Source organism: Marinitoga aeolica, from assembly GCF_029910535.1.
Taxonomy (GTDB): domain Bacteria; phylum Thermotogota; class Thermotogae; order Petrotogales; family Petrotogaceae; genus Marinitoga; species Marinitoga aeolica.
The window spans coordinates 873,898-900,220 of the sequence record NZ_CP069362.1 but is presented as its reverse complement, the minus strand read 5'-3'; the positions used below and the strand labels follow the sequence as shown (position 1 = coordinate 900,220).

23 protein-coding genes are annotated in these 26,323 nt (G+C 27.7%); 15 read left to right on the top strand and 8 right to left on the bottom strand.

Going from position 1 to position 26,323, the window contains the following annotated elements; translation table 11 throughout:
• Positions 1 to 4: 4 nt before the first annotated feature.
• The 6 genes from JRV97_RS04215 to JRV97_RS04190 all read left to right on the top strand — a co-directional run bounded on the left by JRV97_RS04215 (position 5) and on the right by JRV97_RS04190 (position 7,213).
• Complete coding sequence (locus JRV97_RS04215) at positions 5 to 835, top strand: type II restriction endonuclease (protein ID WP_407081570.1); 831 nt, start codon at positions 5 to 7, stop codon at positions 833 to 835.
• Positions 836 to 1,615, top strand: coding sequence for a TRM11 family SAM-dependent methyltransferase (locus JRV97_RS04210; RefSeq protein WP_281000495.1), 780 nt, complete (start codon positions 836 to 838; stop codon positions 1,613 to 1,615).
• A gap of 182 nt (positions 1,616 to 1,797) precedes the next feature.
• The gene (locus tag JRV97_RS04205) at positions 1,798 to 3,051 is read left to right on the top strand and encodes an adenylosuccinate synthase (protein ID WP_281000493.1); all 1,254 of its coding nucleotides are present in this window, start codon (positions 1,798 to 1,800) and stop codon (positions 3,049 to 3,051) included.
• 258 nt (positions 3,052 to 3,309) lie between these two features.
• On the top strand, positions 3,310 to 5,778 hold the full coding sequence (locus JRV97_RS04200) for an ATP-dependent Clp protease ATP-binding subunit (protein ID WP_281000491.1): 2,469 nt from the start codon (positions 3,310 to 3,312) through the stop codon (positions 5,776 to 5,778).
• Between the two features lie 66 nt (positions 5,779 to 5,844).
• Positions 5,845 to 6,162 (top strand): hypothetical protein, encoded by a 318-nt coding sequence (locus JRV97_RS04195; protein WP_281000489.1) that lies wholly within the window; start codon positions 5,845 to 5,847, stop codon positions 6,160 to 6,162.
• 1 nt (position 6,163) lies between these two features.
• Complete coding sequence (locus JRV97_RS04190) at positions 6,164 to 7,213, top strand: hypothetical protein (protein WP_281000487.1); 1,050 nt, start codon at positions 6,164 to 6,166, stop codon at positions 7,211 to 7,213.
• A gap of 1 nt (position 7,214) precedes the next feature.
• On the opposite strand, the gene JRV97_RS04185 is transcribed toward JRV97_RS04190, so the two are convergent.
• The 6 genes from JRV97_RS04185 to JRV97_RS04160 form a co-directional block, all read right to left on the bottom strand.
• Entirely contained in the window at positions 7,215 to 8,288 is a 1,074-nt protein-coding gene (locus tag JRV97_RS04185) for an HD-GYP domain-containing protein (RefSeq protein ID WP_281000485.1), read from the bottom strand.
• A gap of 10 nt (positions 8,289 to 8,298) precedes the next feature.
• Positions 8,299 to 9,369, bottom strand: coding sequence for an HD-GYP domain-containing protein (locus JRV97_RS04180; RefSeq protein WP_281000483.1), 1,071 nt, complete (start codon positions 9,367 to 9,369; stop codon positions 8,299 to 8,301).
• Entirely contained in the window at positions 9,366 to 10,376 is a 1,011-nt protein-coding gene (locus JRV97_RS04175; RefSeq protein WP_281000481.1) for an HD-GYP domain-containing protein, read from the bottom strand. Before JRV97_RS04175 ends, JRV97_RS04180 begins: the two co-directional genes overlap by 4 nt.
• Positions 10,377 to 10,396: 20 nt before the next feature.
• Positions 10,397 to 11,632 (bottom strand): M16 family metallopeptidase, encoded by a 1,236-nt coding sequence (locus JRV97_RS04170; protein WP_281000479.1) that lies wholly within the window; start codon positions 11,630 to 11,632, stop codon positions 10,397 to 10,399.
• Positions 11,625 to 13,793, bottom strand: coding sequence for a polyribonucleotide nucleotidyltransferase (gene pnp, locus JRV97_RS04165; protein ID WP_281000476.1), 2,169 nt, complete (start codon positions 13,791 to 13,793; stop codon positions 11,625 to 11,627). Before pnp ends, JRV97_RS04170 begins: the two co-directional genes overlap by 8 nt.
• Before the next feature lie 112 nt (positions 13,794 to 13,905).
• A complete protein-coding gene (locus JRV97_RS04160; protein WP_281000474.1) occupies positions 13,906 to 16,092 on the bottom strand; it encodes a methyl-accepting chemotaxis protein in 2,187 nt (728 codons plus the stop codon).
• Positions 16,093 to 16,279: 187 nt separating this feature from the next.
• On the opposite strand from JRV97_RS04160, the gene JRV97_RS04155 reads away from it, so the two are divergent.
• Together JRV97_RS04155 and JRV97_RS04150 are read left to right on the top strand one after the other, a co-directional pair.
• On the top strand, positions 16,280 to 17,422 hold the full coding sequence (locus tag JRV97_RS04155; protein WP_281000472.1) for a potassium channel family protein: 1,143 nt from the start codon (positions 16,280 to 16,282) through the stop codon (positions 17,420 to 17,422).
• A 9-nt stretch (positions 17,423 to 17,431) separates the two neighbouring features.
• On the top strand, positions 17,432 to 17,938 hold the full coding sequence (locus tag JRV97_RS04150) for a cyclic nucleotide-binding domain-containing protein (protein WP_281000470.1): 507 nt from the start codon (positions 17,432 to 17,434) through the stop codon (positions 17,936 to 17,938).
• Positions 17,939 to 18,010: 72 nt separating this feature from the next.
• Here the strand turns inward: JRV97_RS04150 and udk are convergent, their stop codons facing one another.
• Together udk and JRV97_RS04140 are read right to left on the bottom strand one after the other, a co-directional pair.
• Positions 18,011 to 18,619 carry a uridine kinase gene (gene udk, locus JRV97_RS04145; RefSeq protein WP_281000469.1) on the bottom strand — a complete coding sequence of 203 codons (609 nt, stop codon included), beginning with the start codon at positions 18,617 to 18,619 and terminating at the stop codon, positions 18,011 to 18,013.
• A 12-nt stretch (positions 18,620 to 18,631) separates the two neighbouring features.
• The gene (locus JRV97_RS04140; RefSeq protein ID WP_281000467.1) at positions 18,632 to 19,360 is read right to left on the bottom strand and encodes a hypothetical protein; all 729 of its coding nucleotides are present in this window, start codon (positions 19,358 to 19,360) and stop codon (positions 18,632 to 18,634) included.
• 136 nt (positions 19,361 to 19,496) lie between these two features.
• On the opposite strand from JRV97_RS04140, the gene JRV97_RS04135 reads away from it, so the two are divergent.
• From JRV97_RS04135 to ord, 7 genes are all read left to right on the top strand, one after another.
• Positions 19,497 to 20,006, top strand: coding sequence for a hypothetical protein (locus tag JRV97_RS04135; protein ID WP_281000465.1), 510 nt, complete (start codon positions 19,497 to 19,499; stop codon positions 20,004 to 20,006).
• Positions 19,999 to 21,321, top strand: a complete 1,323-nt coding sequence (locus JRV97_RS04130) for a sigma-54-dependent transcriptional regulator (protein ID WP_281000463.1) — start codon at positions 19,999 to 20,001, stop codon at positions 21,319 to 21,321. The genes JRV97_RS04135 and JRV97_RS04130 overlap by 8 nt, the downstream gene beginning before the upstream one ends.
• A gap of 14 nt (positions 21,322 to 21,335) precedes the next feature.
• Positions 21,336 to 22,943 carry a tetratricopeptide repeat protein gene (locus JRV97_RS04125; protein WP_281000461.1) on the top strand — a complete coding sequence of 536 codons (1,608 nt, stop codon included), beginning with the start codon at positions 21,336 to 21,338 and terminating at the stop codon, positions 22,941 to 22,943.
• Between the two features lie 10 nt (positions 22,944 to 22,953).
• Entirely contained in the window at positions 22,954 to 23,406 is a 453-nt protein-coding gene (locus tag JRV97_RS04120) for a hypothetical protein (protein WP_281000459.1), read from the top strand.
• 5 nt (positions 23,407 to 23,411) lie between these two features.
• Positions 23,412 to 23,789, top strand: a complete 378-nt coding sequence (locus JRV97_RS04115; protein ID WP_281000457.1) for a hypothetical protein — start codon at positions 23,412 to 23,414, stop codon at positions 23,787 to 23,789.
• 31 nt (positions 23,790 to 23,820) lie between these two features.
• Positions 23,821 to 25,050 carry an MFS transporter gene (locus tag JRV97_RS04110; RefSeq protein WP_281000455.1) on the top strand — a complete coding sequence of 410 codons (1,230 nt, stop codon included), beginning with the start codon at positions 23,821 to 23,823 and terminating at the stop codon, positions 25,048 to 25,050.
• A gap of 256 nt (positions 25,051 to 25,306) precedes the next feature.
• A complete protein-coding gene (ord, locus tag JRV97_RS04105; RefSeq protein WP_281000452.1) occupies positions 25,307 to 26,320 on the top strand; it encodes a 2,4-diaminopentanoate dehydrogenase in 1,014 nt (337 codons plus the stop codon).
• Positions 26,321 to 26,323 lie beyond the last annotated feature (3 nt).

Sequence of the window (26,323 nt, the reverse complement as noted above, 5' to 3'; positions counted from 1 at the left end):
AGGGATAAATATGGATTTTAATGAATTTATAAAAACATTATCTGAAACTAATGCGACATTAGATTATTTTGTTAATTTTGATAAGGTAAAAAATAATGTTCGTAAAATAGAATTAAAACTAAATCAGTTAAATTATTTAATTGGTAAAAATAATTTAAAAAGGGCTATTTTCGATTTGTATGAAGAAAACCCAAAGGTTTTTGAAATTTTAGATATTTTAATAGCAGTTAGGAAAGGGAATCAGAAAAAGATATTAAATGAATTTGGTAAATACGAATATATGGGAAATTATTTTAAGTCACCTGAAAAAATTTATTATTATATAAAAAATACAGGATTAGAAAAAGTGTTTAAAGATAGAAATGTAAAGAATTTAATAGATTATGTATTTGGTATTGAAGTTGGACTTGATACAAATGCCAGAAAAAATCGTACGGGGAAAAATATGTCTAAAATAATAACAAAAATTTTTGAAAATAATAATATTCCTTTTAGAAAAGAAGTTAATAGTAGCGAATATAAAGAAATTAAAAGCTTAGGATTTGATAAAAAGGTATTTGATTTTGTAGTAGAAACACTTAAGAAAAAGTATTTAATTGAAGTAAATTTTTATAACAGCGGAGGTTCAAAATTAAATGAAGTTGCTCGTTCTTATACTGAAATAGCTCAAAAAATAAATCAATATCAGGGTTTTGAGTTTGTGTGGATTACTGATGGAAAAGGGTGGTTAGATGCTAAAAATAAAATTCAAGAAGCTTTTAATAAAATAGAAAAAATATATAATCTGCATACTTTAAATAATTTTATTGAGTTAATTAAAATGGAGTTGAGTTGAGTGAATAATTTTAAAGATGATTTAGAATTTACAACTGTGTGGTCATTTCCAGAAAGGGGAAAATGGGAAACTCATAATTCTAAATATAGAGGAAATTTCGCTCCACAAGTAGCTAAAAATATTATTTTAAGATATTCAAATGAAGATGATATAGTCTTAGATCCGATGGTTGGTGGAGGTACATCTTTAATAGAAGCTAAACTACTTAATAGAAAAAGTATAGGCGTAGATATTAACCCTAAAGCAATTGAAATAACTCGAAAGAATATAGTTTTTAATAAAGGAAAATATGAGCCTAAAATTTTCTTAGGAGATGCTAGAAATCTGAATTTTTTGGAAAATAATTCCATTGATCTTATATTAACTCATCCTCCATATTTAAATATTATAAAATATTCTGAAGGGAAAATACCAGGAGATTTTTCCAATATATCTGGAGTAAAAAAATTTTGTAATGAATTAGAATATGCAATAAAAGAATTATATCGTGTGTTAAAACCTGGAAAGTATTGTGCAATTTTAATAGGAGATACAAGAAAAAATAGGCATTATATTCCATTATCTTACTATGTGATGCAAAAATTTTTAAAAAATGGTTTTATCTTAAAAGAAGATATTATAAAAGTTCAACATAATTGTCAAACAACTCCTTATTGGAAAGCACAAGTAAATAAATATAATTTTTATTTAATTATGCACGAACATCTTTTTATATTCAGAAAACCTTTTGATAATGAAGACACTTCAAAATTTATATATAGTAAATATAATTGCTTATGAATAAAAATCAAAGGTTAAAGTTCCATTTGAAATGTAGTTGAATATTGTTATAAATTATGATATAATACCTCTGTAAAAAATATTAAGGAAGGTTATATTATGCGAAAGAAAAAATTACAAAAATTAATATATAATAAAAAAGCCCTGTAAAGGGGCTTTTTTACTTTTTTGGAGGTGAAGATATGGAAAGGGTTGCGATTGTTGGAGCTCAGTGGGGAGATGAAGGTAAAGGGAAAGTAGTAAATTATTTTTCAAAAAACTACGAATGGATAGTAAGATTTTCTGGTGGAGCAAATGCAGGACATACTATTTATTACAAAGATAAAAAATATGTAAATCATTTATTGCCTTCTATAATACCAGAAGGGAAATCAAAAGCGTTTTTAGGTGCTGGAATGGTTATAGACATTGAACAATTAATAAAAGAAATAGAAATATTGGAAAATGATTTTCCAGGAGTATCTTCTAAAATATATATTGATTTAGAAGCATTTTTAGTCTTACCTTATCATAAAGAGGAAGATGGAATTTTAGAAGAATTAAGGAAAAATCCAATAGGAACAACAAAAAAAGGCATTGGACCATCTTATACTGATAAAGTATCAAGGGAAGGTTTTAAAATTTATCATTTATTTGACGAAAAACTTTTAAAACAGAGATTAGAAGAAGTTATATTTTTGAAGAAAAATATCTATGGTGAAAGATTTAAATTTGAAGCTGAAGAAATATTTGAGTATTTAATAAATCAAAAGAAAAAGCTTGAGAAGATGAAAGTTAATTTTACTTCAGCAATAGATATGGCAAATGTGTTTAGGAATACCTCCGTACTCTTTGAGGGAGCTCAGGGAGTATTGCTTGATCTTGATTTTGGCACATATCCTTTTGTCACATCTGGTGCAACAATGGCTCATGGTGTATCTTCGGTTGGTTTTTCGACATTTGAATTAGATGAAGTTCTTGGTGTGTTGAAAGCTTATACAACAAGGGTTGGAGAAGGTCCGTTTCCTACAGAAGAGTATGGGGAAATGGGAGAAATAATAAGGGAAAAAGGGAATGAATTTGGTGCAACTACAGGAAGACCAAGAAGAGTGGGATGGTTAGATTTACCTGCATTAAGATACGCGAAATTAAGATCAGGTTTAACAAAATTTGTTATTACAAAAGCGGATGTTTTAAATGGACTTGAAGAAATAAAGGTTTGTGTAGCTTATGATGTTAATGGTGAAATAAAAGAGATTCCAACATCATCATATGACTTTTTTGTTGGAAAACCAGTATATGAAACATTAGAAGGTTGGCCCGATACAAATCACATTAATTTCTTAAAATATATGTCTTTTATTGAAGAAAAAACAGGTGTGGAAATCCCATATATTTCTTATGGACCTAAAACAGATGAAATGTGTACAAAAAATGATCTTATATTTGAAATATAAAAACGGCCTCTTTTGAGGTCGTTTTTATAATTGACATATTATGTTAATTTCTTAGAAATAAAAAGATAGTATCATAAAATCGAATTAGCAATCAAATGTTAAGAGTGATAAAAAAGAAAAATGATTTTGAACTTTTTTAAAAATTTTCAGTCTAAAATATCGAAATTTAAAAATGAATTATTTTTTTAAGATTTATTTAGCAAACAAAAGTTACAAATGCTAAAAATAAAAATTAAGATATATTAGGAGGTGTTGGAAATGATGAATCCAAAGAATTTTACGGAAAAGGCTCTGGAAATAATAGAAAATGCAAGAACCTTAGCAAATGGTTATGGGACTAATGTGGTAACACCAGAGCATATTACTTTAGCTATTCTCGATAGTGATGATGAATATGTAAAAAGACTTTTTGAAACGATTAATGTTGAAGCAATAAAAGAGAACATTGAAAGTGAATTAGAAGAAAATGTTCAATATTCTTTTGGTGGAGTAAGAGATAATAGAGTATATATTTCTCCAACATTAGAAAGAATTTTTGAAATAGCAAAGTCTGAGGCTAAAAAAACAAAACATAAATTGATAACAACGTTGCATTTGTTATTAGCTATATTGCTTGAAGGTACATCTTATTCGGCAAAATTATTTTCAAAATATGGATTAACAACTAATGAAATTTATGAAGAATTAAAAAATATTAAAGTAACAAAAGAAGGTTCTGAAGAAAATGTAGCGGATGTTCTTGCGCAGTTCACTATTGATTTAACAAAAATGGCAGAAGAAAAGAAATTAATGCCAGTTATAGGAAGAGATTTAGAAATTCAAAGAACTATTGAAATTCTCAGTAGAAAAACAAAGAATAATCCAGTTTTAGTAGGTGACCCAGGTGTTGGTAAAACAGCTATAGTTGAAGGATTAGCTCAAAGAATTATAAAAGGAGCAGTTCCAGATGCTTTAATAGATAAAAAGATATTACAATTAGATATGGGAAGATTATTAGCGGGAGCTAAATTTAGAGGTGAATTTGAAGAAAGGTTAAAAAACGTTATTGATGAAGTAAAAAAACAAGGCGATAAAATTATTTTGTTTATAGATGAGTTGCATACAATTATTGGAGCAGGTAAAGCAGAAGGTAATTCTATGGATGCAGCTAATATGTTAAAACCAGATTTAGCCCGTGGCGAATTAAGGGTTATAGGGGCTACAACTTTAGATGAATATAGACAATATATTGAGAAAGATAAAGCATTAGCAAGAAGGTTCCAACCTGTTCAAGTTGATGAGCCAAGTGAAGAAGATGCTATAGCAATTTTAAGAGGACTAAAAGAAACATTTGAAAAACATCATAATGTTAAGATAGATGATAGTGCAGTTGTAGCAGCTGTGAAACTTTCTCATAGATATATAACAGATAGATTTTTACCAGATAAAGCTATTGACCTTATAGATGAAGCTTCTGCAAAAGCAAGACTTGAAAAGAGTTCAAAATTATCAAATATAAAGAAATTAGAGTATGAAGCAAAAGAGTTAGAAGAAGAAATAAATGATTTAACTGTTAAAGGTGAATATGAAGAAGCAGCTTTGAAGAAAAAGGATCTTTTTGAATTAGAAAAACAAATAGAAGAATTGAAAAAACAATATGAAGAAGAAAAAGATAAAGAGGAAGAAGAAGTTATTGTAGATGAAGAAAGAATTGCAGATGTAATTGAAAAATGGACAGGTATACCAGCAAAAAAGATGTTGGAAGAGGAAAGAGAAAAATTGCTTAATTTAGAAAAAGAAATACATAAGCGTGTTGTTGGTCAGGAAGAAGCAATAATAAAAGTAGCACAACATATAAGGAAAGCAAGAGCAGGTTTAAAAGATCCAACAAGGCCAATAGGTTCATTCCTGTTCTTAGGACCAACAGGGGTCGGTAAAACTGAACTTGCAAAATCATTAGCAGAAGTATTATTTGATACAGAAGAAGCACTAATAAGAATTGATATGTCTGAGTATATGGAAAAACATGCAGTTTCAAGATTAATTGGTTCACCTCCAGGTTATGTTGGTTATGAACAAGGTGGACAATTAACTGAAGCGGTTAGAAGGAAGCCATATTCTGTGATTCTTATAGATGAAATAGAAAAAGCTCATCCAGATGTATTTAATATATTATTACAGGTATTGGATGATGGAAGATTAACAGATGGAAAAGGAAATACGGTAGATTTTAGGAATACGATTATTATTATGACAAGTAATATAGGGTCAGAAAATATATTAAATAAATTAGAAAATAGAGGTAAATTAGGATTTATAAGTGATGAAGAAAGGTTGAATGAAGAAAGAGATGTAGAAAAAGTGGTTAGAGAAGAATTGAAGAAATATTTCAGGCCAGAATTTTTAAATAGATTAGATGAAGTAATAGTATTTAAACCATTAACAATTGAAGAAGTAAAAGAAATAGTAGGAATTATGATGAGAAGATTGGAAGAAAGAGTAAAAGAAAGAGATCTGGAATTGATGATTACAGAAGATGCAAAAGAATATATTGCCAAAAAGGGATATGATAGAATTTTTGGAGCCAGACCATTAAGAAGGGTTATTGAAAGAGAAATAGAAATGGAACTTGCTAATAAAATAATAGCAGGAGAAATTCCTCCAAAGAGTAAAGTAATTATAGATTTTGATGGTGAAAAATTGAATATAAGAGTTGGAAAAGGCGAAATAAAAACTAAAGAAGAATAATAAAATTCCCTGCATTTATTGCAGGGAATTTTATATATGGTATAATAAGTTGGAAGGGGTGATAATGTGTTTTGGTTTAATAAAAAGAAAAAAGAAAAAGATTTAAATAAAAATCCATTTTATGCAGAAGAAAATTCATTGGTCATATATTTTAAATGTAATAAATGTGGTGAAAAATTTAGAAGTTATTTGAGGAAAGGATATGATTTTTCAAATTCATATAAAGGTAAATCAACTTATATCATTAATAAAGAATATATTGGTTCAAAATGTCCTGAAAGAATCCAATTAATAGCTGAATTTGATGGAGTATATAGGTTATTAAATTTTGATTTAATAGGGGGAACACCTATAACAAAGGAAGAATTTGAGTCGGAGGTTTAATATGGAAGGTTGGATACCAACAAAAAGGTTAAAAAAAGTTGTAGAATTTGCAGATAAATTTTGTGGTAATATTGAACCTATTCATAGGTATATATATTTATATTTTGATAAGTTTTTAAGGGTATCCATGACTGATGGATGTGCAGTAGCAGATATGTTTTTTTCAAAAGAATTTTTTCCATTTAAAAAAGTTTATAAAATACCAATACAACATTTAAAAGGATTATTAAAAGGATTAAATGAAGAAGAAAATCCATTTGTTAGAATGTTAGCCTTGGATGAAGGAGTAAAAATAGAGTTAGAAAACATGTCTTTAAATATTGAAAGTGAAAATGAAGAAAAACCTTCTTTTAATATAAATAATCCTACTTTATTATCAAAAATACAATTAAAAAAATTTATAGATAATCTTGATTTTTGTAGTATCACGTCAATGGAAGGTGATTTGATAAATATATTTTCTAACAAAAAAGGTGAGTTATGGGGATACTTCCATGGATATAATATGGGCGTATATAGTTATTTTGGAAAATCTGAAATAAATATTTCACGTGAAGTTCCATATGTTACTATTAGACACATAATAAAATCTCTATCTTTAATAACGGATAAAGAGGTAGGATTATATTTAAATGAAGAATCTATATTAATTAAAGGAAAAGGGATTAATATTAATGTATGTAGTTCTGTGAATCCAATAGGTATAAGAATAAATTTTGATAGGGAAGTTTTGGAATTTCAGAAGATAAATTTAAAGGAATTAAAAAAGATATTAAACAAGATATATACATCTTTGCCATCAAATGCGAGGATATATTTAATATTAGGAAAAGAGTCTTATATTCTAGCAAAGGATAAAAATACAACAATTACATGGAAAATAAACTTAAAATTTAAGCATAAATATTTGATAGAAATCAACCCTCGAAAATTGAGATCAGTATTTTCGAGGTTTAGTGAAAATATAATTATTAAATTAAATAATAAAACAGTTTTATTCAAAGATACACAAAAATATTTAGAAATTGAATTAAAAGAATTTTCTAAGTAATTTATTCTTCTATATATTCATAATCAATGATTTTAGTGATTCTTAAACTTTTTTCTTCAAGTAAATCGACGATATCATCATTTATTTTTATAATAGGTTTCATTTTATTTGATCTGTTTGTTGCTATGATAATTCCTTCTGAGCCATCGTTAAGCATAACTTTCATTCCTGGTGGGAAAAGCCCAAGAGCATTTACTAAATTCTGGGTAAATAAAGGATCAAAATGTTTATTTACATGGGAGAGTATATAGGATAATGTTTTATAGGGAGGCCATGGATCTTTGTAGCTTCTTTTGCTTGTTAAAGCATCATAAACATCAGCAAGAGCTAATATTCTTCCATAATAGGAAATTTCTTTTCCTTTCTTTTTAAATATATATCCACTCCCATCATATCTTTCATGATGTTCTAAAGCTCCGTCAATTATTTTTTTATCTGTTATACCAGAATTTTCTAAAAGTTCTTTTGCATATAATACGTGGTTTTTAATTAATTCGAATTCTTCAAAAGAGAGTTTTCTTGGAGCGTTTAAAATTTCTAAAGGAATTTTAACTTTTCCAATATCGTGTAATAAACCGCTTAAGGCAAGCTCAGTTAACTCATCTCCTGTAATACCTTCTTCTAACCCTATTAAAGAACCGAGAATCATTACATTTAATGAATGGGAGTATAAGTATTCATCATATGTCTTTAATTTTTTTAGCGGAACATATAATTTATCAGAAAAATTTTTTTGCATTTCTTGAGTTAAATTTATTGCAACTTCTTCTGTTTTGCTAATATTAACTTTTCCAGTATTCATTAATTCTTCAAAAATATCTTTAACTTTTTTAAAACTCACATCTAAAAGCTTTTTGCTTATAAAACTATGAACATGGGCAGATTCACTTATAGACTTTATTTCGTCTTTTTCTTCATTAATAGGTATTTTAAAAATACCATTAATTTTAATTGTATTTATTTTAGCTTCATTCAAAATTGTTCCTTTTTTGAATAATATATTACCATTAAAATCTTTTATATCCATAGCAACAATCATCCCAGATTTTATTTTGTTTAAAGGTAAAAATTTCATAAAAATCCCCTCACTCAATATAGATATAATCTAATACTTTAGTAATTCTTAAAGACTTTTCTTCACTCAAGTCAACAATGTCTCCATGATCTATTTTTATTAATGGACGTATTTTATTTGCTCTATTTGAAGCAACTACTGTTCCGAACTGCCCGTTGTTGAGTTGAACTCTAGTTCCAGCGGGATAAATACCAAAAGCATTGATAAGTCCTTGGGCAAAGGTTCCATCAAATTGTTTTTCTACATTTGTTAAAATAAAAGAGATTGTTTTATAAGGAGTCCATGGCCCTTTATAACTTCTTACACTTGTTAAAGCATCATAAACATCTGCTATAGCAATAATTCTTCCAAATTTAGTTATATAAGAACCTTTTTTTCCTTCTAAATATCCCTTACCATCATATCTTTCATGATGTTCATATATGCCACCAATAATATTTTCATCTTTTAAATTATTTTCTAAAGCTAATTTTTTACCATACAAAACATGATTCCTCATAATATTCATTTCCTCACCAGTTAATGGTCTGGGGGCATTCATGATTTCTTTTGGGACTTTAGTTTTTCCTATGTCGTGTAGAAGGGCTGATATGGAAATATTTAATAATTCATCGTCAATTATTTTATTTTCGATTGCCAGTAAAGAACTTATAATCATTACATTTAGTGAATGAGAATAAAGATATTCATCAAAGTCTCTTAGTTTTTTTAATGGAACGAATAGTTTATCTGAATAATTATTTTCTAAATCTTCTTTTATTGATGAAGCAATATCTATTACAGTATCTATATCAATATGACCATCGTTTTCTAAATTTTTGAATAAATCTTTTACTTTATTATAATTCAAATCAAGATTTTCTTTACTTATAACACCATGTTTTTCTGTTTCTTTTTTTAAGTCACTTACAATTTTAGTAGAATTTATAGGAATGTTAAATATTCCAGCTTTTTTTAATAAATATATAATTGATTCATTTATTTCTGTTCCTTTTTTAAGGATAACACGACCGGTAGTATCTCTAACATCCATAGCAATTACCATGCCGTATTTAGCCTTGCTAAGAGGTACAATTTTCATTCAATCACCTCTTTTATATATACATTTGAATCAGGTCCTGTTTTAACTGGCTCATTGTTTACAAGCACTTCAGGAAAAAATTCAATTTCATTTCTTCTCAATACAATTCCAATAGAACCATCACTCAATTTTACCTTTGTTCCCGTGGGATAATATCCCGTGATTTCATATAAAAGTCCTACATAATATGGATCGAATATAAAACCGCACTTTTTTAATATCCAGGATAATGCCTGATAAGGAGTATATCCAAGTTCTGTTAAAGAAGTATAAGCATCTGCTACCTGGGTTATTCTAACAAGTGGAGGAATTTTTTCACCTTTTAAATGAAATTTTCCTTTACCATCATATCTTTCATGATGGTAAAGTATACTTTCTAATATTTCATGATTTAATGTAGCTTTTAAATCCTGTAATTTTTTATATGCAACAATATTATGAATTAAAGCGTTTTTATCATCGCTATCAAAGTCATTAATAACCCTATCATCTAACATAGCATAACCAATATCATGTATTAGAGAAAATTTTACAGTTTGTTTATACATGATATATGGGATTTCTATTTTCTTAGCTATTATTGAAACAATAATAGCTGTATTTAATGAGTGGTAAGTCAAACTATCATTTCCAAAAGAATTTATAAAATTTAAAACAAAGTATTCTTTTACGTTTAATGATTTGTATATTTCTTCTGTGATATTGTTCAAAGAAACGTATATTTCTTCTTTTGTAAAATGATGGAACAAATCGCTTATGGAATCAATCCATTTATTATAAATTGTTTCATCTATTATATTTGGCAATTCTTCAAATGTTTTTTGGATAAAGCCTATTGAGGCATTTGAATCCATAATTTCAATTTCAGTAATATCACTTTTAAGAATAAGGTCAATCATATCTCTATCTAATTTTTGACCTTTCTTTAAATTTAAGCTATTTTTTAAATTGTAAATATCTTCCCCTACAATCATTCCAGGTTGCAAGTTTGTTATTTTTGTTTTCAAAATCCCAACCCCATATTTTATTATTTAGGTTTTACAATAGATATATAAGGTTCATTATTAAATATATCGTTTGAGACATCAATAATATTTTTATTCTCTTGTGAGTTTATTTTTTTTACTATTTCATCAATATCTATCAATTTATCGAAAGATAGATAATAATCTAAAGCTAAAAAACCAAAGTTTAATCCATTTTCCGTTTCCAACATGTACCTTCCAGATAACCTCTTTTTCCCATATTCTATCCAGTTTTCTAAATCACTATTTTTATTAATATTTCTTATATTTTCATAAATAGATGAATTTAATTTTTCAAAATTTTCTGGTATAGTTGCTGCAAATATTGTAAAAACACCATTATCATTATATGCAGAATAATCAGCTGTAATTTCATAAGCTAATCCCTGTTCTTCTCGTATTTTTGTAAAGAGAAGAGAACTCATTCCACTACCCAAGAATGTTTTCATAATAGAAACACTATAGAAGTCTTGAGACATTTTAGAAGGAGCTTTAAAAGAATAAGCAATATAAATTTGAGAAAGTTCTTCTTTACTTTTTTCTATTTTTCTAATTTTATTATTATTATTATTATTATTAAATATAGGACTTTTAAAAGCACATTTTTTTCCTTTTCTTTCTGGGGTTAATTTTTCTATATCCAATAAAAGACTTTCTAAATCCTTTTCTGGGCCAACAATAGTTAAAACAATATTTTTTGGAGTATATTTTTCTAAGTAATATTCTTTTAATTTTAAAGAATTTAATTTTGATACACTTTCTTTAGTTCCTAATACAGGAAATGCAAATTCGTTGGAAAACATTATTTTATGTAGTTGTTCAAATGTATTTTCCACAGGTTCATCTTCATACATTGCAATTTCATCTAAAACGATTTTTTTCTCTTTTTCTATATCTTCTTCATTAAATTCGGCATTAAATATGATATCCATTATAATTTCCACGCCAACTTTTGCAGCAATTAACGGGACTTTAGCATAATATGCTGTTAAATTTTTGCCAGTAAATGCATTTAATGACCCACCGAATTCTTCGATGGGTCTTTTTATTTCTTCCATATTTCTATTATATGTACCTCTAAATACAGAATGTTCTATTAGATGGGATATTCCCATCAATTCTTGGGGTTCATGAGCTGAACCAGCCCTGACTGCAGCTATAATAGATACACTTCTTACATTATTTCGGGGTACGAGTAATATATCCAGACCGTTAGAAAGTGATCTTTTTTTAATCATTTTTTCCCTCCGTTTTTGGAGTTTCAGATGTTTTATGATGTCTATTATTACTTCTTCGTGGAGCTGTTTTTTCACCAAATTTTTTCAATTGTATTCTTCCGTTATCATCTATACTGATTATTTCTACTTTCATTATATCGCCGATTTTAATATTTTTTAATATATCTTTAGCGTCTTTTCCTAAATTTGACATATGTAATAATCCTAATTTACCAGGAATTATCTCAACGAATAATCCATAATTTTCAATTCTTGAAACCTTTCCATCAAAAACTTCTCCTTCTTTTACTTCTTTTATTAAATTCTGTATATAATTTATAGCTTCGTCAATATTATGGATATTATGTCCACTAACTTTTGCTAATCCTGTTTCATCATCTATTGATACTTCGACATCATAATCCTTATGAATTCCTTTAATAATTCTACCGCCTGGTCCAATTACTTCAGAGATTTTATCTAAAGGAATTTTTGTTGTTTTAATTAGCGGAGCATATGGCGATAATTCTTTTCTTGGCTCAGAAATAGTATCATACATTAAATTTAATATATGCAATCTAGCTTTTTTTGCCCTTTCTAATGCTTCTCTTAAAACCTCTTCTGTTACTCCAGCTACTTTAACATCCATCTGGAATGCGGTAATTCCATCTCTTGTTCCTGTAACTTTAAAATCCATGTCTCCAAGATGATCTTCCATACCAAGAATATCGGTTAAAACAACAAATTTATCTTCTTCGAATATCAATCCCATTGCAACACCAGCAACGTGCTTTGGCATTGGAACACCTGCATCCATTAAAGCAAGTGAACCCGAACAAACTGTAGCCATTGAAGACGAACCATTTGATTCTAAAATTTCAGAAACAACTCTAATAATATATGGGAATTCTTCTTCAGATGGAATAAGATTTTTTAAAGCTCTTTCAGCAAGATGACCGTGACCAATTTCACGTCTGCTTAATCTCAAACCTTTAACTTCGCCAGTAGAAAATGGTGGGAAATTATAGTGTAGCATAAACCTTCTTTCGCCTTCTTCAAAGACAGTATCAATAATTTGCACATCCATAGGTTCTCCGAGAGTTACTACACCTAAACTTTGAGTTTCACCTCTTGTAAATAATGCAGAACCGTGTGTTTTTTCAAATAATCCAATCTCACATGTTATAGGTCTTATTTCATCGATTTTTCTACCATCAGCTCTGGTATTTTCTTCAATGATCATTCTTCTCATTAATTTTTTAATTCTATCATCAAAAGATTCAAGAATAAATTTTTTATACTTTTCATATGTTTCATTATCCCATTTTTCAACATATTCACTTTGAAACTTTTCTAACAATTCTTTTCTATATGAATCAATAGCTTCATCTCTATTTTTTTTACCTTTTACTAATATTTTCTTTTTTAATTCATCATCATCAATTAATTTTTCAAAATCTTCAACAAAACCTTCTGGTATTTCTGGTGGGGTAACTTCCCATTTTTCTATTTCAAATTCAGATATAACCTTTTCTTGAAATTCAATGACCTGTTTTATAGCATCATGAGCAAATAATAAAGCTTTAACCATTTCTTCTTCCGAAACTTCCAATGATTCCCCTTCAACCATAGTAATAGCTTCTTTAGTTCCAGCTACAACAATATCCATTTTACTTTTTTTCAATTCTTCTTGCGTTGGGAAAATGATAAATTTACCATCGACATATCCCAGCCTTACTCCAGCAACCATTCCATCGAATGGAATTGGGGATAAATTTAATGCAAAAGAAGCACCTGTAATTCCCCAGGTTTCTATACTATCATCATTATCCATGGAAAATGCAGTAACAATAACCTGTATATCATTATGAAAATCTTTAGGGAATAAAGGTCTTATAGGTCTATCAATAAGTCTTGAAGATAAAATAGCTTCACTGCTGGGTCTTCCTTCTCTTTTTAAGAATCCACCAGGTATTTTCCCAACAGCATAGAATTTTTCTTGAAATTCAACAGTCAATGGAAGAAAATCTATTCCTTCTTTAGCTTCTTTTGAAGCTGTTGCAGTTATTAAAATGGCTGATTTACCATATTTTAACAAAACAGAACCATGTGCCTGTTTTGCCATCTTTCCATGTTCGATAATCAATTTTCTACCAAAAATTTCAGTTTCCCATACTTTCATCTATATCACCCCTTTTAAATATAATTATAACATAAAATGGGCAAATTCATAAAATTATAACTTATATGTAAAAAGAAAAATCCCTGACAATCAGGGATTTTATCATAAATCATTATATTTTAAATTGATTTAATTTTTCATTTAGTTGATCAACTAACTTTTCTAATTCTTCAGCTTTTTCATTTACATTTCCAATTTCTTTACTCTCTTCTTCTATTTCTTTTGTTATTTCTGTTATTTCATTTGATATTTCCAATATCATCTGCGCCGTTTTGTCACTTGCTGCTGCCATCTCTTCTGTTGATGCGCTTTGTTCTTCTGCACTTGCTGTTAATCCTTCTATTCTTTGATTTATATTTTCTACCCTTTCCAATATCTTTTGGAATTTTTCTTTTATTTCATCTGCATTGCTTTCTACTTCGTTTATTACTTTCACTGTATCTTCTGTTGCCTTATTTGCATTTTGAGCTCCTTCTTTGATTTCTGTTAATATTTGAGCTATTTGTTCCGTTGCTTTTTTACTTTCTTCTGCTAACTTCCTTATTTCATCTGCTACTACTGCAAATCCTTTTCCTGCTTCTCCTGCTCTTGCTGCTTCTATCGCTGCATTTAATGCTAACAAATTTGTTTGTTCTGTTATATTTGTTATTGTTTCCACTATTTCTCCTATGTTCTTGGCTTTTTCTGCCAATACCTCTACCGTCTTTTCTGTTTCTTTTGATTTTTCTACTGCACTTTCTATTATTTTTGTTATTTCTGTTATTGATTTTTCCCCTTCTTCTGTCAATTGTGTCGTTTCATTTACTTCTTGCGCTATTTCTACTGCATTTGCTGATACACTTTGTGCTGCTGTGGATACTTCACTTACCCCTGATGTTAATTCTTCTGTTGTTGCTGCCGCGTTTTCTGCATTATCTTCTATTACTCTTGCTTTCTCTAATACATCTTCATTTGCTCCCATTGTTTTCTCTGAGATCGTTGTTAATATTTCTGACGAACTTTCTATCTTTTTACCTGCCTCTAATAACCATTTTACTGTTTCGCTAAGATTATTTGCCATATTTCGTAATGAGTTTGCTATCATCGCTGTTTCATCTTTCCCTTTTGATTCAAACTTTACTGTGAAATCTCCTGTTGCAAATTTATCTACTTTTTTACTTAATTCTATTAATGGCTTTGATATCCTTTTTGAGAAGAATAATGATATTATTATTGATATAAACAATATAATAAATGATGTTATTATGAGAATATTTTTAATTTTTTTAGATGATTGAAAAGCTTCGCTTATTGAAACTTCTGAAACGAATGCCCAATTTATTTCTGCAAATTTAAAAGGAGCATATGCTGCTAATACTTTTTCGCCTTTAAAATTTGTTGATATTTTCCAACCAGTCTTTCCGTTCAAAGCTTTGTCTACATAATCTGTTTCTACTTTTTGTTTTAATATTGTTTCTTGATCTGGTAAATTACTTCTCATTATTTTATCCGTGCTTACTATGTATGTTTTTCCCGTTTGTCCCATACCGCTTTTATCTTGCAAGATATCATTTATTTTTGATAAAGATATTCTTAATACAATATAACCATATAATCCGAAATCTTTATCCTCTACTTTAATACCTGCAAAAAAACCAGGTTCTCCAAAATAATTTTCTATTTCTGAAAAGTGTACATTATTATCATTTTTTTCTTTTAAGAGTTTATAGAGTTTAGATAGAGTTGTATTTTCTTTATTTAAATCTGTGGCAAAATCATTATATTTACTAACTGAATAGACCACAATACCATCTGGAGAAATTAATAACATATCTTTATATCCTTTAATATTTATAAAATCCCTAAAATCAGCCTGTAATTCAGAATGTAGCACGCTATAATCATAAAAAGTACTCATAATTTTATCATCAAAATTATCTTTTTTAAAATTTTCATCATAATAGTAATCATATAATTGTGATTTATCTTTATATGGATTATTTTCTATGTAAATACTTCTAAGTGTTGAAAGAATTGTATCCATCTTCATAGAGGATTGAAAATCTTCTAATAAATTTGAGGAAGTAAAGAATGCATCCTTTATTTTTTCAAAATTTTTAATGTACATTAGGTCAGAATCTGTTTCCTTTAATAAATTATCTATAAAATCCATTTTTAGGTTTCGAGCTACAATTAGTTTTGCTAAAAAGCTGTTTTTGAGCGAAGTTTGTGAATTTGAAACACTTATTGTAAAAAAAGATGCTAATGCAATCAAAAGAATTGTTACAAAAAGAATAATGATTTTTCCTTGAAGTTTCATTATCTTACCTCCATTTTTAATTTCTTATTAATTATTATATCACGTGATATATTAATTTTCAAATGTAATCACATAATTAGTAGATTTTCATATCTGTCTTTTTTGATATTATAGATATTATTAAGAGAATAGCTTGTTATTGTGTGTTATAATGTTATTAACAAATAAAAAATAAAAGGTGAAAACGATGAATAGAAAAATAAAAAATATTTTTAGGGATCCTGCAAATAGATTTTTACTATTTATATTAATTTTTATAATATTAATAGGATTATTGCTATATATTGCTGAGTTTGGGAAGAATCCTAAAATTCAAAGTTTGTTTGATGCTTTCTGGTGGTTAATTGTAACAATAGCTACAGTAGGTTATGGAGATATAGTTCCAGAAACATTTGCAGGAAGAATTATAGGGATAATAATTATTATTGCAGGTGTAACCTTATTTTCTCTTATTTCTGGTAGTATAGCGTCTCTTTTGGTTGAATGGCGTATTAAAGAAAGAAAGGGGCTTGGAAAAGTGAAATTTAAAAATCATTTAGTAATATTAGGTTGGAATAGTCATTTAGAAAAAACGCTAGAAGCAATGGGAAAATTTATAAAGCTTGAAGATTATAGTTTTGTTTTAGTTAATCAAGCAGATGAAGAAGATTATGAAAATTTTAAATCCAAATTTCCAGAATTAAATATTAAATTTATACATGGCGATTTTACTAAAGAAAATGTTTTAAAAAGAGCAAATATTTCACATGCAAAATATATAATTATCTTATCTGATACATATGGTGGCAGAAGCCTGGAAGAATGCGATGAAAGAACATTAATTAGCATATTATTAATCAGAACATTAAACAATGATGCAAAAATATTTGCAGAAGTTATAAAAGAAGAAAAGGCTAAATATATTTTAAGAGCTGGAGCGGACGATATTATATTAGGAAATGAATTTAATTCTATTTTATTATCTGCAGCTCTTCTATCTCCGGCATATCATATGTTATTGAGAGAAATAGCATCTTTAGAAAATATGCGAGTAAAATTAATATCATTGCCTAAAAACTATATAGGAAAGACTTTTAAGGAGATTTTTGATTATTTTAAAAAAGAAGAAAATTCTCTTGTTATAGGACTTGTAAGTATGAAAAAAGAATTTACTATAAACGATTTTTTATCTTCCGATAATTCTATTGATAATTTTATAAGGCAAAAATTTGAAGAAGCGGAAGAAGATTTTTTTGAGGAAGGGAAAAAGGAAAATTATGAATTAAATTTAAATCCTGGAGATGATTATATTATTACAGAAAACGATGCATATGTTTTTCTTATCAAGTAGGTGGTAATTATGGAAGAATTTTTAAAAAATATATCTTTATTTAAAAATTTAAATGATGAACAGTTATCACAAATTTCACAAATTTTAAAACCTGTAAATTATAAAGCAGGTGAAATAATAGTTATTGAGGGACAAAAAGGAGATACAATGTATATTTTTAAAAAAGGCAAGGTCCAAATTAGCCATCAGTTAACTCTTAAAATAGGATCTCATCATTGGGAAGAAGGAGAAAAATCCATGGCAATATTGGATGCAGAAAAAATTAGTTTTTTTGGAGAAATGTCATTAGTAACAGGTTCTCCACGTTCTGCTACTATTAAGGCGCTTAGTGAATGTGAATTATATGAAATTTCAAAAAAAGATTTTGAAAAACTTGCAGAGAAAAGGCCAGATATAGGTTATAAAATAATGAAAGAAATAGCCGCAACATTAAGCCATAGGATAGAAGGTCTTAATGAGAATATATTAAAACTAACAACAGCATTAAGTATAGCTCTTTCAAAAAAGAAAAAATGAACATTTGTTCCTAAGGTTAGATATTTTTTAGAAAATGTTGTGTCAATAAACTTAAATAAGTGCTAAATGCACTTATTTAAGCATTTTTCTGAAAATATAGTTTACTACAACCTGAATGGCTTTTTCATTAAAACCGCCTTCAGGAATAATAATATCAGCATATTTTTTTGTTGGTTCAACATATGCATCATGCATGGGTTTTACTGTGTTAGTATATTGTTGAATAACTGATTCTAAACTCCTACCTCTTTCTTTTATATCTCTTTCAAGTCTTCTAATAAATCTTATATCATTTTCTGTATCAACATAAATAGCCAGGTCATATAATTTCCTTAATTCCTCATAATACAATGCAAAAATACCCTCAACTATAATTATTGGTTTTGGTTCAAATTTTGTTGCGCCAACTCTAGTAAATTGTGAAAAGTCATATTCTGGTAGGTCGATTGTATTTCCTTTTTTTAGATCACTTAAATGTTTAAACATTAATTCATTTTCAATCATAGCAGGATGATCATAATTATGTTGTTTTCTTTCCTCAAGAGTTTCATGGCTGAGATCTCTATAATAATTATCCATAGGTAATATTTCGCAATTTTGTGTTCCAAGCGTTTCTCGTATTTTATAAGCTACAGTTGTTTTACCTGAACCAGTTCCACCAGCAATTCCTATAACATACATTAATAACACTCCCTATTTATTAGATTTTTTAAAGTTAAATTTAAAACCAAGAATCATATAAATAAGAGAAAAAGCAGCAATGGTTGCTAATTCGACGGTACTAATATTAATATTTTGTTTTAACAATGTATTTTCTCCTATTTTTAAAGATAACGAATTTTCTAATGCAAAAACAGAAAAAAATGCAGATATTGTTGAAGCGATTAAAATAGTCAAAATAGTTACAACATTGTCAAAACTTTTTGTAATTATAATAGACATGATTAAGCCAAAAATTATAGAAAAAATCCAGGGGATATATGATTGATTAATATTTTTCAGAAAATCAAGTTTAGTAAAAATCTCAGGATAAAATTTTAATATAATGCCAGAAATTTCAAACCCAACAATTCCTCCTAATATAAAACCTGCGATTTGTGCAGAAGATTTAAACAAAGAATAGGTTAAAATACCTATGACAATTGAAAAAATAAAAAGTGATATGCTTTGATAATTTTTCACTTGATTTAAAAGCTCCTTTGCAAATTCAAACTGTAATAGATATGGAATTATAAAAACATAACTACTTATAAATCCTAATATAAAAAATATCACCTTTGAAACTTTTCTTGCAAATAAAACTGCTATTAAAGAAACTGGCAAAATAATATACCAAGAATCAGAAAACGAATATAACGTTTTTATAGTGTCCGAATTTTGCTGTATAATATTTGAAATAGTCGAAGCAATAGTCTCTTCCATTTTTCCCCTCCTAACAGCATATAATATATATTGCTATTATATCATAGACAATAGAATTATAAAAATAATTTATAAATTGCCACAAAACAATAAAAAGTGTTATAATTAATATAGAAAAAACAAAGGAGGTTATAACATGGAAAATCCCTTAATTGCAGCAATGATTCAATTCGCTATTTTAGGAACAGCAGGAGAAATAGTAGCAAAACTGCTAACAAAAAGCAAAATATCTATATTTAAAATTATTTATTCTGCATTTGTATGGGCAATTTTAGGAGTAGTTATAAAGTTTGCATTTACCGGTTTTAATGGGTTTGTAAATGAATTAGTGAATCATCATTATTTGCCATCAGGTAAGATATATCAAGCATTTTTTAAATCGCTATTTACAAATGCATTTTTTGGTCCATGGTTGGTTATTATACATAGATTCCTGGAAAATATATCTAAATTGAAAGTTCCAACTGAAGGTTTAAAAGGAGCATTACTTACCTTGTTATGGTTTTGGGTTCCAGCACATACAATCACATTTTCTTTGCCAGTTGAATGGCAAATTACACTTGCGGCTGTTTGGAGTTTTGTACTTGGATTAATTTTGGGGATATTTTCGAATTTGAAAAAGACAAAGGGAGAGGAAAATGCCTAAGATTTTAGTAATTGAGGATGATAAAGTATTAAACAAAACAATGTGTGATTTTTTAAATAAATTTAATTATAAAACAATTTGTGCAATGAGAGGATTAGAGGGATTGGATTTGGCAAAGGATGAAAATCCTGATGTAATAATTTTAGATTTGAGATTACCCGATGTAAATGGAATGGATTTAATAGAGAGATTGAAAAATTATACCAGTGAAATAATAATTATTACAGCACATGGAGATATTGCAGATGCAGTAAAAGCTACTAAGTTAGGAGTTTATAATTTTCTTGAAAAACCAGTAGATTTAAAAGTATTGATTAATGAAGTTAATAGGGTTTTTGAAACTGTTAATTTAAAAAAAGAGATAAGAAAGTTAAGAGAAAAATTAAATGAATATCCTGAAATAATAGGTAAATCGCACTTTATTGAACAAATTAAAGAAAAGATAAATTTAATTGCAAAAAAAAATATACCTGTTTTGATAACTGGAGAGAGTGGGACAGGAAAGGATATAATAGCTCAATCTATTCATAGAGTTAGTGGAAGAGAAAAATTTATTGCTGTGAATTGTGGAGCTATCCCACCAGAATTATTTGAAAGTGAATTATTTGGATATGAAAAAGGGGCCTTTACTGGGGCGGAACAATCTAAACCTGGAAAGTTTGAAATGGCAAATAATGGCACTTTATTTTTAGATGAAATAGGTGAGTTGCCGAAAAACATGCAGGTAAAGCTATTAAGAGTATTGGAAAATAAAGAAGTGGAAAGAATAGGTTCAACAAAAACAAAAAAAATAAATGTTAGAATAATCGCAGCTACAAATAGAGATTTAAAAGAAATGGTTGAAAAAGGGAATTTTAGAGAGGATCTTTATTTCAGATTATCAGTTTTTCAAATAAATGTTGAACCTCTCAGAAATCATAAAGAAGATATTCCGCAGCTTGTTAATTTTTTCATTCACGAAGCTAATGAAGAATTTGGAACAAATATAAAAGGAATAAATCCAGATGCTCTTGATCTTCTTATAAAACATAATTGGCCCGGAAATGTTAGAGAATTAAAGAACGTTATTTACTCGATGGTGGCTATTGCAACAAAGGATATTTTAGATAAAACAATTATTCCTGAAAATATAAAAGATTCAGAAGGATTGGAATATATAAAAATACCACTTGGATTAACTTTGGAAGAAGTTGAAAAAAGATATATATTAAAAACATTAGAATTTACAAAAAATAATAAAACTCAAGCAGCAAATATTTTAGGTGTGGCGAAAATGACATTATTTTCAAAATTGAAAAAGTGGGAAATTAATTGATTGGGGGGAGAAAAATGCCAGAAGAAAAAAAAGAGCAAGAAGAAATAGATTTAGGGGAATTGCTAAATGATACAGAAGAAATTAACAAATTAATGGATTTGGATTCTCTTGAAGCATCTAATGAATCTGGTTTAGAAAGTCTTGAAGAAAAGAAAATTAATGAACAAATTATGGATTTAGATGATTTAGGAATGGTCGAATCAGAAGAACCAGATGTTGCAGATGTGGAGAAGTTAGCTGAAGAGTTGGAAAAAAAGATAAGTGAAGGAACAGCAAAAATTGATGAAGAAATACCTGAAATAAATTTAGAAGAATCTAAGGTAGAAGAAACAAAGAATGAAGAAAAAACGGAAGAAATACCAGAATTAGAGGTAGAAGAAGAAATGCCGGAATTGAATATAGAATCTGAAAAATCAATAAAAGACGAAAATAACGAAGAGATAAAAGTAGAAGAAACGAAAAATGAAGAAAAAGCAGAAGAAATACCAGAATTGGAAATAGAAGAAGAAATACCGGAGTTAGATATAGAAGAAGAGCAAGAAATATTAAATGATGAAGTTGAACCACAAATTTCAGAAAATTATGTATCAGAGGAAATAAATGTAGAAAATATTGAAAATAAAGAAGAATTAGAACAGAAAGTAGAAGAAAAAATAATAATGCCAGAATTAGAAATATCCAATTTAAATCTAGAAAATAAAATGAATTCATTAGAATCAAGATTGAATACAAAATTAGAAGAGTATGAAAAAGAAATAGCAGAATTAAAAAAACAAAATAAAGCCTTAGAAAAAGAATTAAAGCATTATGATTCAAAAATTAAAATGGTTGAAGAAGGAATTGTTGTATTATTAAAGAATTTAATATCAATATCTTTAGGTGATACCAGTTCGGTATTAAATTCTATATTAGAAATTAAATCATATATTTCATCATCTAAAAATAATCTTATTTCATTAATAAACTTAGTAGAAAAGTTAAAAGAAAAAATTCCCGAAGAAAATTATTATGCAATTTATTATATTATGGGCAATTTAAATGCAGAATTAGGTAAGTATAGTGAAGCAGAAAAATCATATTTAAGAGCTTTGCATATTTGTGAAAATAATAAATCTCTGGATATGCAATTTAATGCATCAGTAATTCAAAATAATTTGGGGACAATGTATGTAGAAATTAATAAAAAAGATCTTGCTAGAAAATATTTTGAATCATCTTTAGAAATTAGAAAAAAATTAAAAGAGAAAGCAAATGGTAAATATGATTTACAACTTTTTTATTCTTTAAATAATCTTGGAAGTTTGGAAATGAATTCTGGGAATTTGGAGAAGGCAGAAAAATATTTGAAAGAAGCATATGAAATTTTGGAAAATTTAGAAGTTTCAAAAGAAGATAAGGCTATGATTTTATTTAATCTTGGAAATTTATATGGTGAAAAAGTGGATAATGAAAAAGCAAAAGAGTATTTTGAAAAATCATATGAAATATATAAAGAACTATATTTAAAAAACCCTATAAAATATGAGAAAAAATTTAAAAATGTTATAAATATATTGGCAAATTATTATTCAGAAGACCCTCAAAAGTATAATTCTTTAATAGAAGAATTAGAAAATATGTGAGGTGTTTTAAATGGCTGAAATGACTATTAAAATCGATGAAGCCTTTATAAATGGTCTTGTTGATAAATTAATTGAAGAAAACACATCTATAAAAGGATTAAAAAATTTAAATATAGAGATGAAAAATGATGGTATACATTTTCAAATAGAGGTAAATATATTTAATAAAGATGTAGTTTTTGATTCTCTTATTGAATTAAAAGAAAAACCATCATCTTTAGCTACTGGTATATTAAAATTTAACTTATCAGGAGATGATGGAGTAAGAAAAATACTGGAAGGAGTTTTTTCAATAATATCGAAATTTATAGATGGTTTTGAAGCAAATGATAATGAAATAGGTATAAACTTATCAAAAATACAATATTCTGAAAACCTCAAACCATTATTCCAATCATTAATCTTAGAAAATTTTGAAGTTAAAAATAAAGAATTCCTTTTAACATTAAAATATAAGGAGTAGATATTTTGGAAATAATCATAGACAAAGATTTCATTATGGATATTCTAAATGGAATAATAAAATTTTCTTCATCAGAATTTTTAAGAAAAATTTTTAATTTATCTACAAAAATAAACTTTGTAGATAATATGATTATTATAAGGGTGTTATTGTTTAAATATACAATTAAAATAGCGGGAACTCCAGAAACAGTATCTGGAATATATACATTTGAACATAATTTACCAATTAATTTTATCAATCAAGAAAAAATCCCGAAATATTTAAAAATTGATAAGAATAGATTATATCTATATATTCCAGAAAATATTTTTTCTAAAAATATTCTTTTAAAAAAATTTATATTTGAATCAAACAAAATTCATGTTATTTTATCTGTTTAATATTATTCTAAGGATTATCAGGAGGGGTAGGATGACAAAGAAAGAAAAAAGTTGGGTGATGTATGATTGGGCTAATTCTGCTTATACTTTGATTGTGACTACTGCGGTTCTACCAATATTTTTTAAAGAAGTTGCAGCAAGAAATATTGAAGGATATCTTTCTACGGCTTATTGGGGATATGGTAATACAATAGCTACAATAATTGTTGCGTTATTAGCACCTATTCTTGGAACAATTGCCGATTATAAAAATGTAAAAAAAAGATTTCTAACTTTTTTTTGGTTATTAGGGGTAATATCAACATTTTTATTGGCTACCATAGGAGAAGGAGATTGGCTCCAATGCTTAATCATTTATATATTTTCTGCTATAGGCTTTGCTGGAGCTAACATATTTTATGATTCTATGATAGTTGATGTCACAACTGATGAAAAAATGGATTGGATTTCAGCAAGCGGTTTTGCTTGGGGATATATTGGTAGTACAATTCCTTTTATAATAAGTATGGCTATTATTATGAAACCTGGTATTGTAGGTCTTTCTAATTCCCTAATAGCAACGCGTTTAGCTTTTATAATTACTGCATTATGGTGGGCAATTTTTACTATTCCACTACTAAAAAATGTTCATCAAGAACATTATATTAAAAAATCCCAAACGCCTATTAAGGATAGTTTTGAAAGGCTTGTAAATACATTTAAAGAGATAAAAAAATATAATAATATCTTTTTATTTTTATTGGCTTACTTCTTTTATATAGATGGAGTAGGAACTATAATTAAAATGGCAACAGTTTATGGTAAAGACGTGGGAATAGGTACTACGCAATTGTTATTAGCCCTATTTGCAACTCAGGTTGTAGCTTTTCCATTTGCATTAATATATGGTAAATTAGCTCAAAAATGGAATGTAAAACGTATGTTGTTTATTGGAATAGCAGTATATACATTTATTACGATGTATGGATATTTTCTTAAAACAGCTGTGGATTTTTGGATTTTAGCAATGCTTGTTGCAACATCTCAAGGTGGTATTCAAGCTTTAAGTAGATCAATGTATGGCAAATTAATTCCAAAAAACAAATCTGCTGAATTTTTTGGATTTTATAATATTTTTGGAAAATTTGCAGCTATAATAGGTCCATTTTTAGTAGGTTTCTTTTCTCAAATTACTAAAAATTCAAGATTTGGCGTTTTAAGTGTAGCTATATTATTTATTGTTGGTGCATTATTATTAATAAAAGTTGATGAAGCTAAATAGGTGATGCTTTGCATCACCTATTATTTTTCTTTAAATTTGGCTAAAATTATGGATTATATCCGTATAGATACAATAATATTGAGTATGCTCGTTTATGTATGAGTATGTTTGAGTATGCGTATTTGACTATATGAAAAAAATTTCATAAAATTAATATGTAGATATTTACATTTTTCATACTGAAAAATGAAAAAAACAAAACTTTTTTGTTAGCAAAATCACAATAAAATTAATATTCTTTAAAGGAGGCGTTACTATGTATAGAGTAGCATTATGGGGTTTTGGCGCAATGGGTAGTGGCATAGCAAGAAATATTTTATCCAAGTATGAATTAGAATTAGTTGGAGTTCATGATACAAGATATGTTGGAAAAGATGTTGGAGAATTATTAGAAATAGGGGAAATCGGCTTAAAGGTTTATGATTCACCAGAAAGAATGTTAGATGAAACTAATCCAGATTTAGTAGTAATCGCAACAAATTCATTCGTTGAAGTTGTAAAAGAACAAATTATTACAGCCGTAAAAAAACATATTAACGTTATAACGATTGCAGAAGAAATGTCTTATCCTTTCTATACTCATCCAGATGAAGCGGAAGAAATGGATAGCATTGCAAGAAGATATGGGGTTTCGATTTTAGGAACAGGGATTAATCCGGGTTTTGTATTGGATACATTGATTTTAGCATTATCAGGAGCAGCATTGAACGTAGAACAGATAAAAGCTGCAAGAATTAATGACTTATCTCCATTTGGACCTACAGTTATGGAAACACAAGGTGTAGGAACAACAGTAGAAGAATTTGAAGAAGGATTAAAATCAGGAAAAATTGTTGGACACATTGGATTTGAACAATCTATTTATATGATTGCTGATGCTTTAGGATGGAATATTGATAAAATTGAGCAAACCAGAGAGCCAATAGTTTCAAATGTTTTAAGAGAAACAAAATATGTAAGAGTTGAACCAGGAATGGTTGCTGGATGTAATCACATAGCAAGAGCATATATGAATGGAAAATTGGTTATTGAATTAAAACATCCACAACAAGTAAGACCTGAATTGGAAAATGTAGATACAGGAGATTATATAGAAATTATAGGAGATCCTAATTTAAATTTATCTATTAAACCAGAAATTCCAGGCGGAAAAGGAACAATCGCTGTTGCAACAAATATGATTCCTTCAGTAATAGAAGCAGAGTCAGGGTTATTATCAATGGCAGATTTACCAGTTCCAAGAGCATTAATAGGAGATTTAACTGTATAGGAG

Coding starts and splice junctions, on each gene's coding strand:
- JRV97_RS04205 (WP_281000493.1), top strand. CDS start 1,798: ATGGAAAGGGTTGCGATTGTTGGAGCTCAGTGGGGAGATGAAGGTAAA.
- JRV97_RS04200 (WP_281000491.1), top strand. CDS start 3,310: ATGATGAATCCAAAGAATTTTACGGAAAAGGCTCTGGAAATAATAGAA.
- JRV97_RS04190 (WP_281000487.1), top strand. CDS start 6,164: ATGGAAGGTTGGATACCAACAAAAAGGTTAAAAAAAGTTGTAGAATTT.
- JRV97_RS04185 (WP_281000485.1), bottom strand. CDS start 8,288: ATGAAATTTTTACCTTTAAACAAAATAAAATCTGGGATGATTGTTGCT.
- JRV97_RS04180 (WP_281000483.1), bottom strand. CDS start 9,369: ATGAAAATTGTACCTCTTAGCAAGGCTAAATACGGCATGGTAATTGCT.
- JRV97_RS04170 (WP_281000479.1), bottom strand. CDS start 11,632: ATGATTAAAAAAAGATCACTTTCTAACGGTCTGGATATATTACTCGTA.
- pnp (WP_281000476.1), bottom strand. CDS start 13,793: ATGAAAGTATGGGAAACTGAAATTTTTGGTAGAAAATTGATTATCGAA.
- JRV97_RS04160 (WP_281000474.1), bottom strand. CDS start 16,092: ATGAAACTTCAAGGAAAAATCATTATTCTTTTTGTAACAATTCTTTTG.
- JRV97_RS04155 (WP_281000472.1), top strand. CDS start 16,280: ATGAATAGAAAAATAAAAAATATTTTTAGGGATCCTGCAAATAGATTT.
- JRV97_RS04150 (WP_281000470.1), top strand. CDS start 17,432: ATGGAAGAATTTTTAAAAAATATATCTTTATTTAAAAATTTAAATGAT.
- udk (WP_281000469.1), bottom strand. CDS start 18,619: ATGTATGTTATAGGAATTGCTGGTGGAACTGGTTCAGGTAAAACAACT.
- JRV97_RS04140 (WP_281000467.1), bottom strand. CDS start 19,360: ATGGAAGAGACTATTGCTTCGACTATTTCAAATATTATACAGCAAAAT.
- JRV97_RS04135 (WP_281000465.1), top strand. CDS start 19,497: ATGGAAAATCCCTTAATTGCAGCAATGATTCAATTCGCTATTTTAGGA.
- JRV97_RS04130 (WP_281000463.1), top strand. CDS start 19,999: ATGCCTAAGATTTTAGTAATTGAGGATGATAAAGTATTAAACAAAACA.
- JRV97_RS04125 (WP_281000461.1), top strand. CDS start 21,336: ATGCCAGAAGAAAAAAAAGAGCAAGAAGAAATAGATTTAGGGGAATTG.
- JRV97_RS04120 (WP_281000459.1), top strand. CDS start 22,954: ATGGCTGAAATGACTATTAAAATCGATGAAGCCTTTATAAATGGTCTT.
- JRV97_RS04110 (WP_281000455.1), top strand. CDS start 23,821: ATGACAAAGAAAGAAAAAAGTTGGGTGATGTATGATTGGGCTAATTCT.
- ord (WP_281000452.1), top strand. CDS start 25,307: ATGTATAGAGTAGCATTATGGGGTTTTGGCGCAATGGGTAGTGGCATA.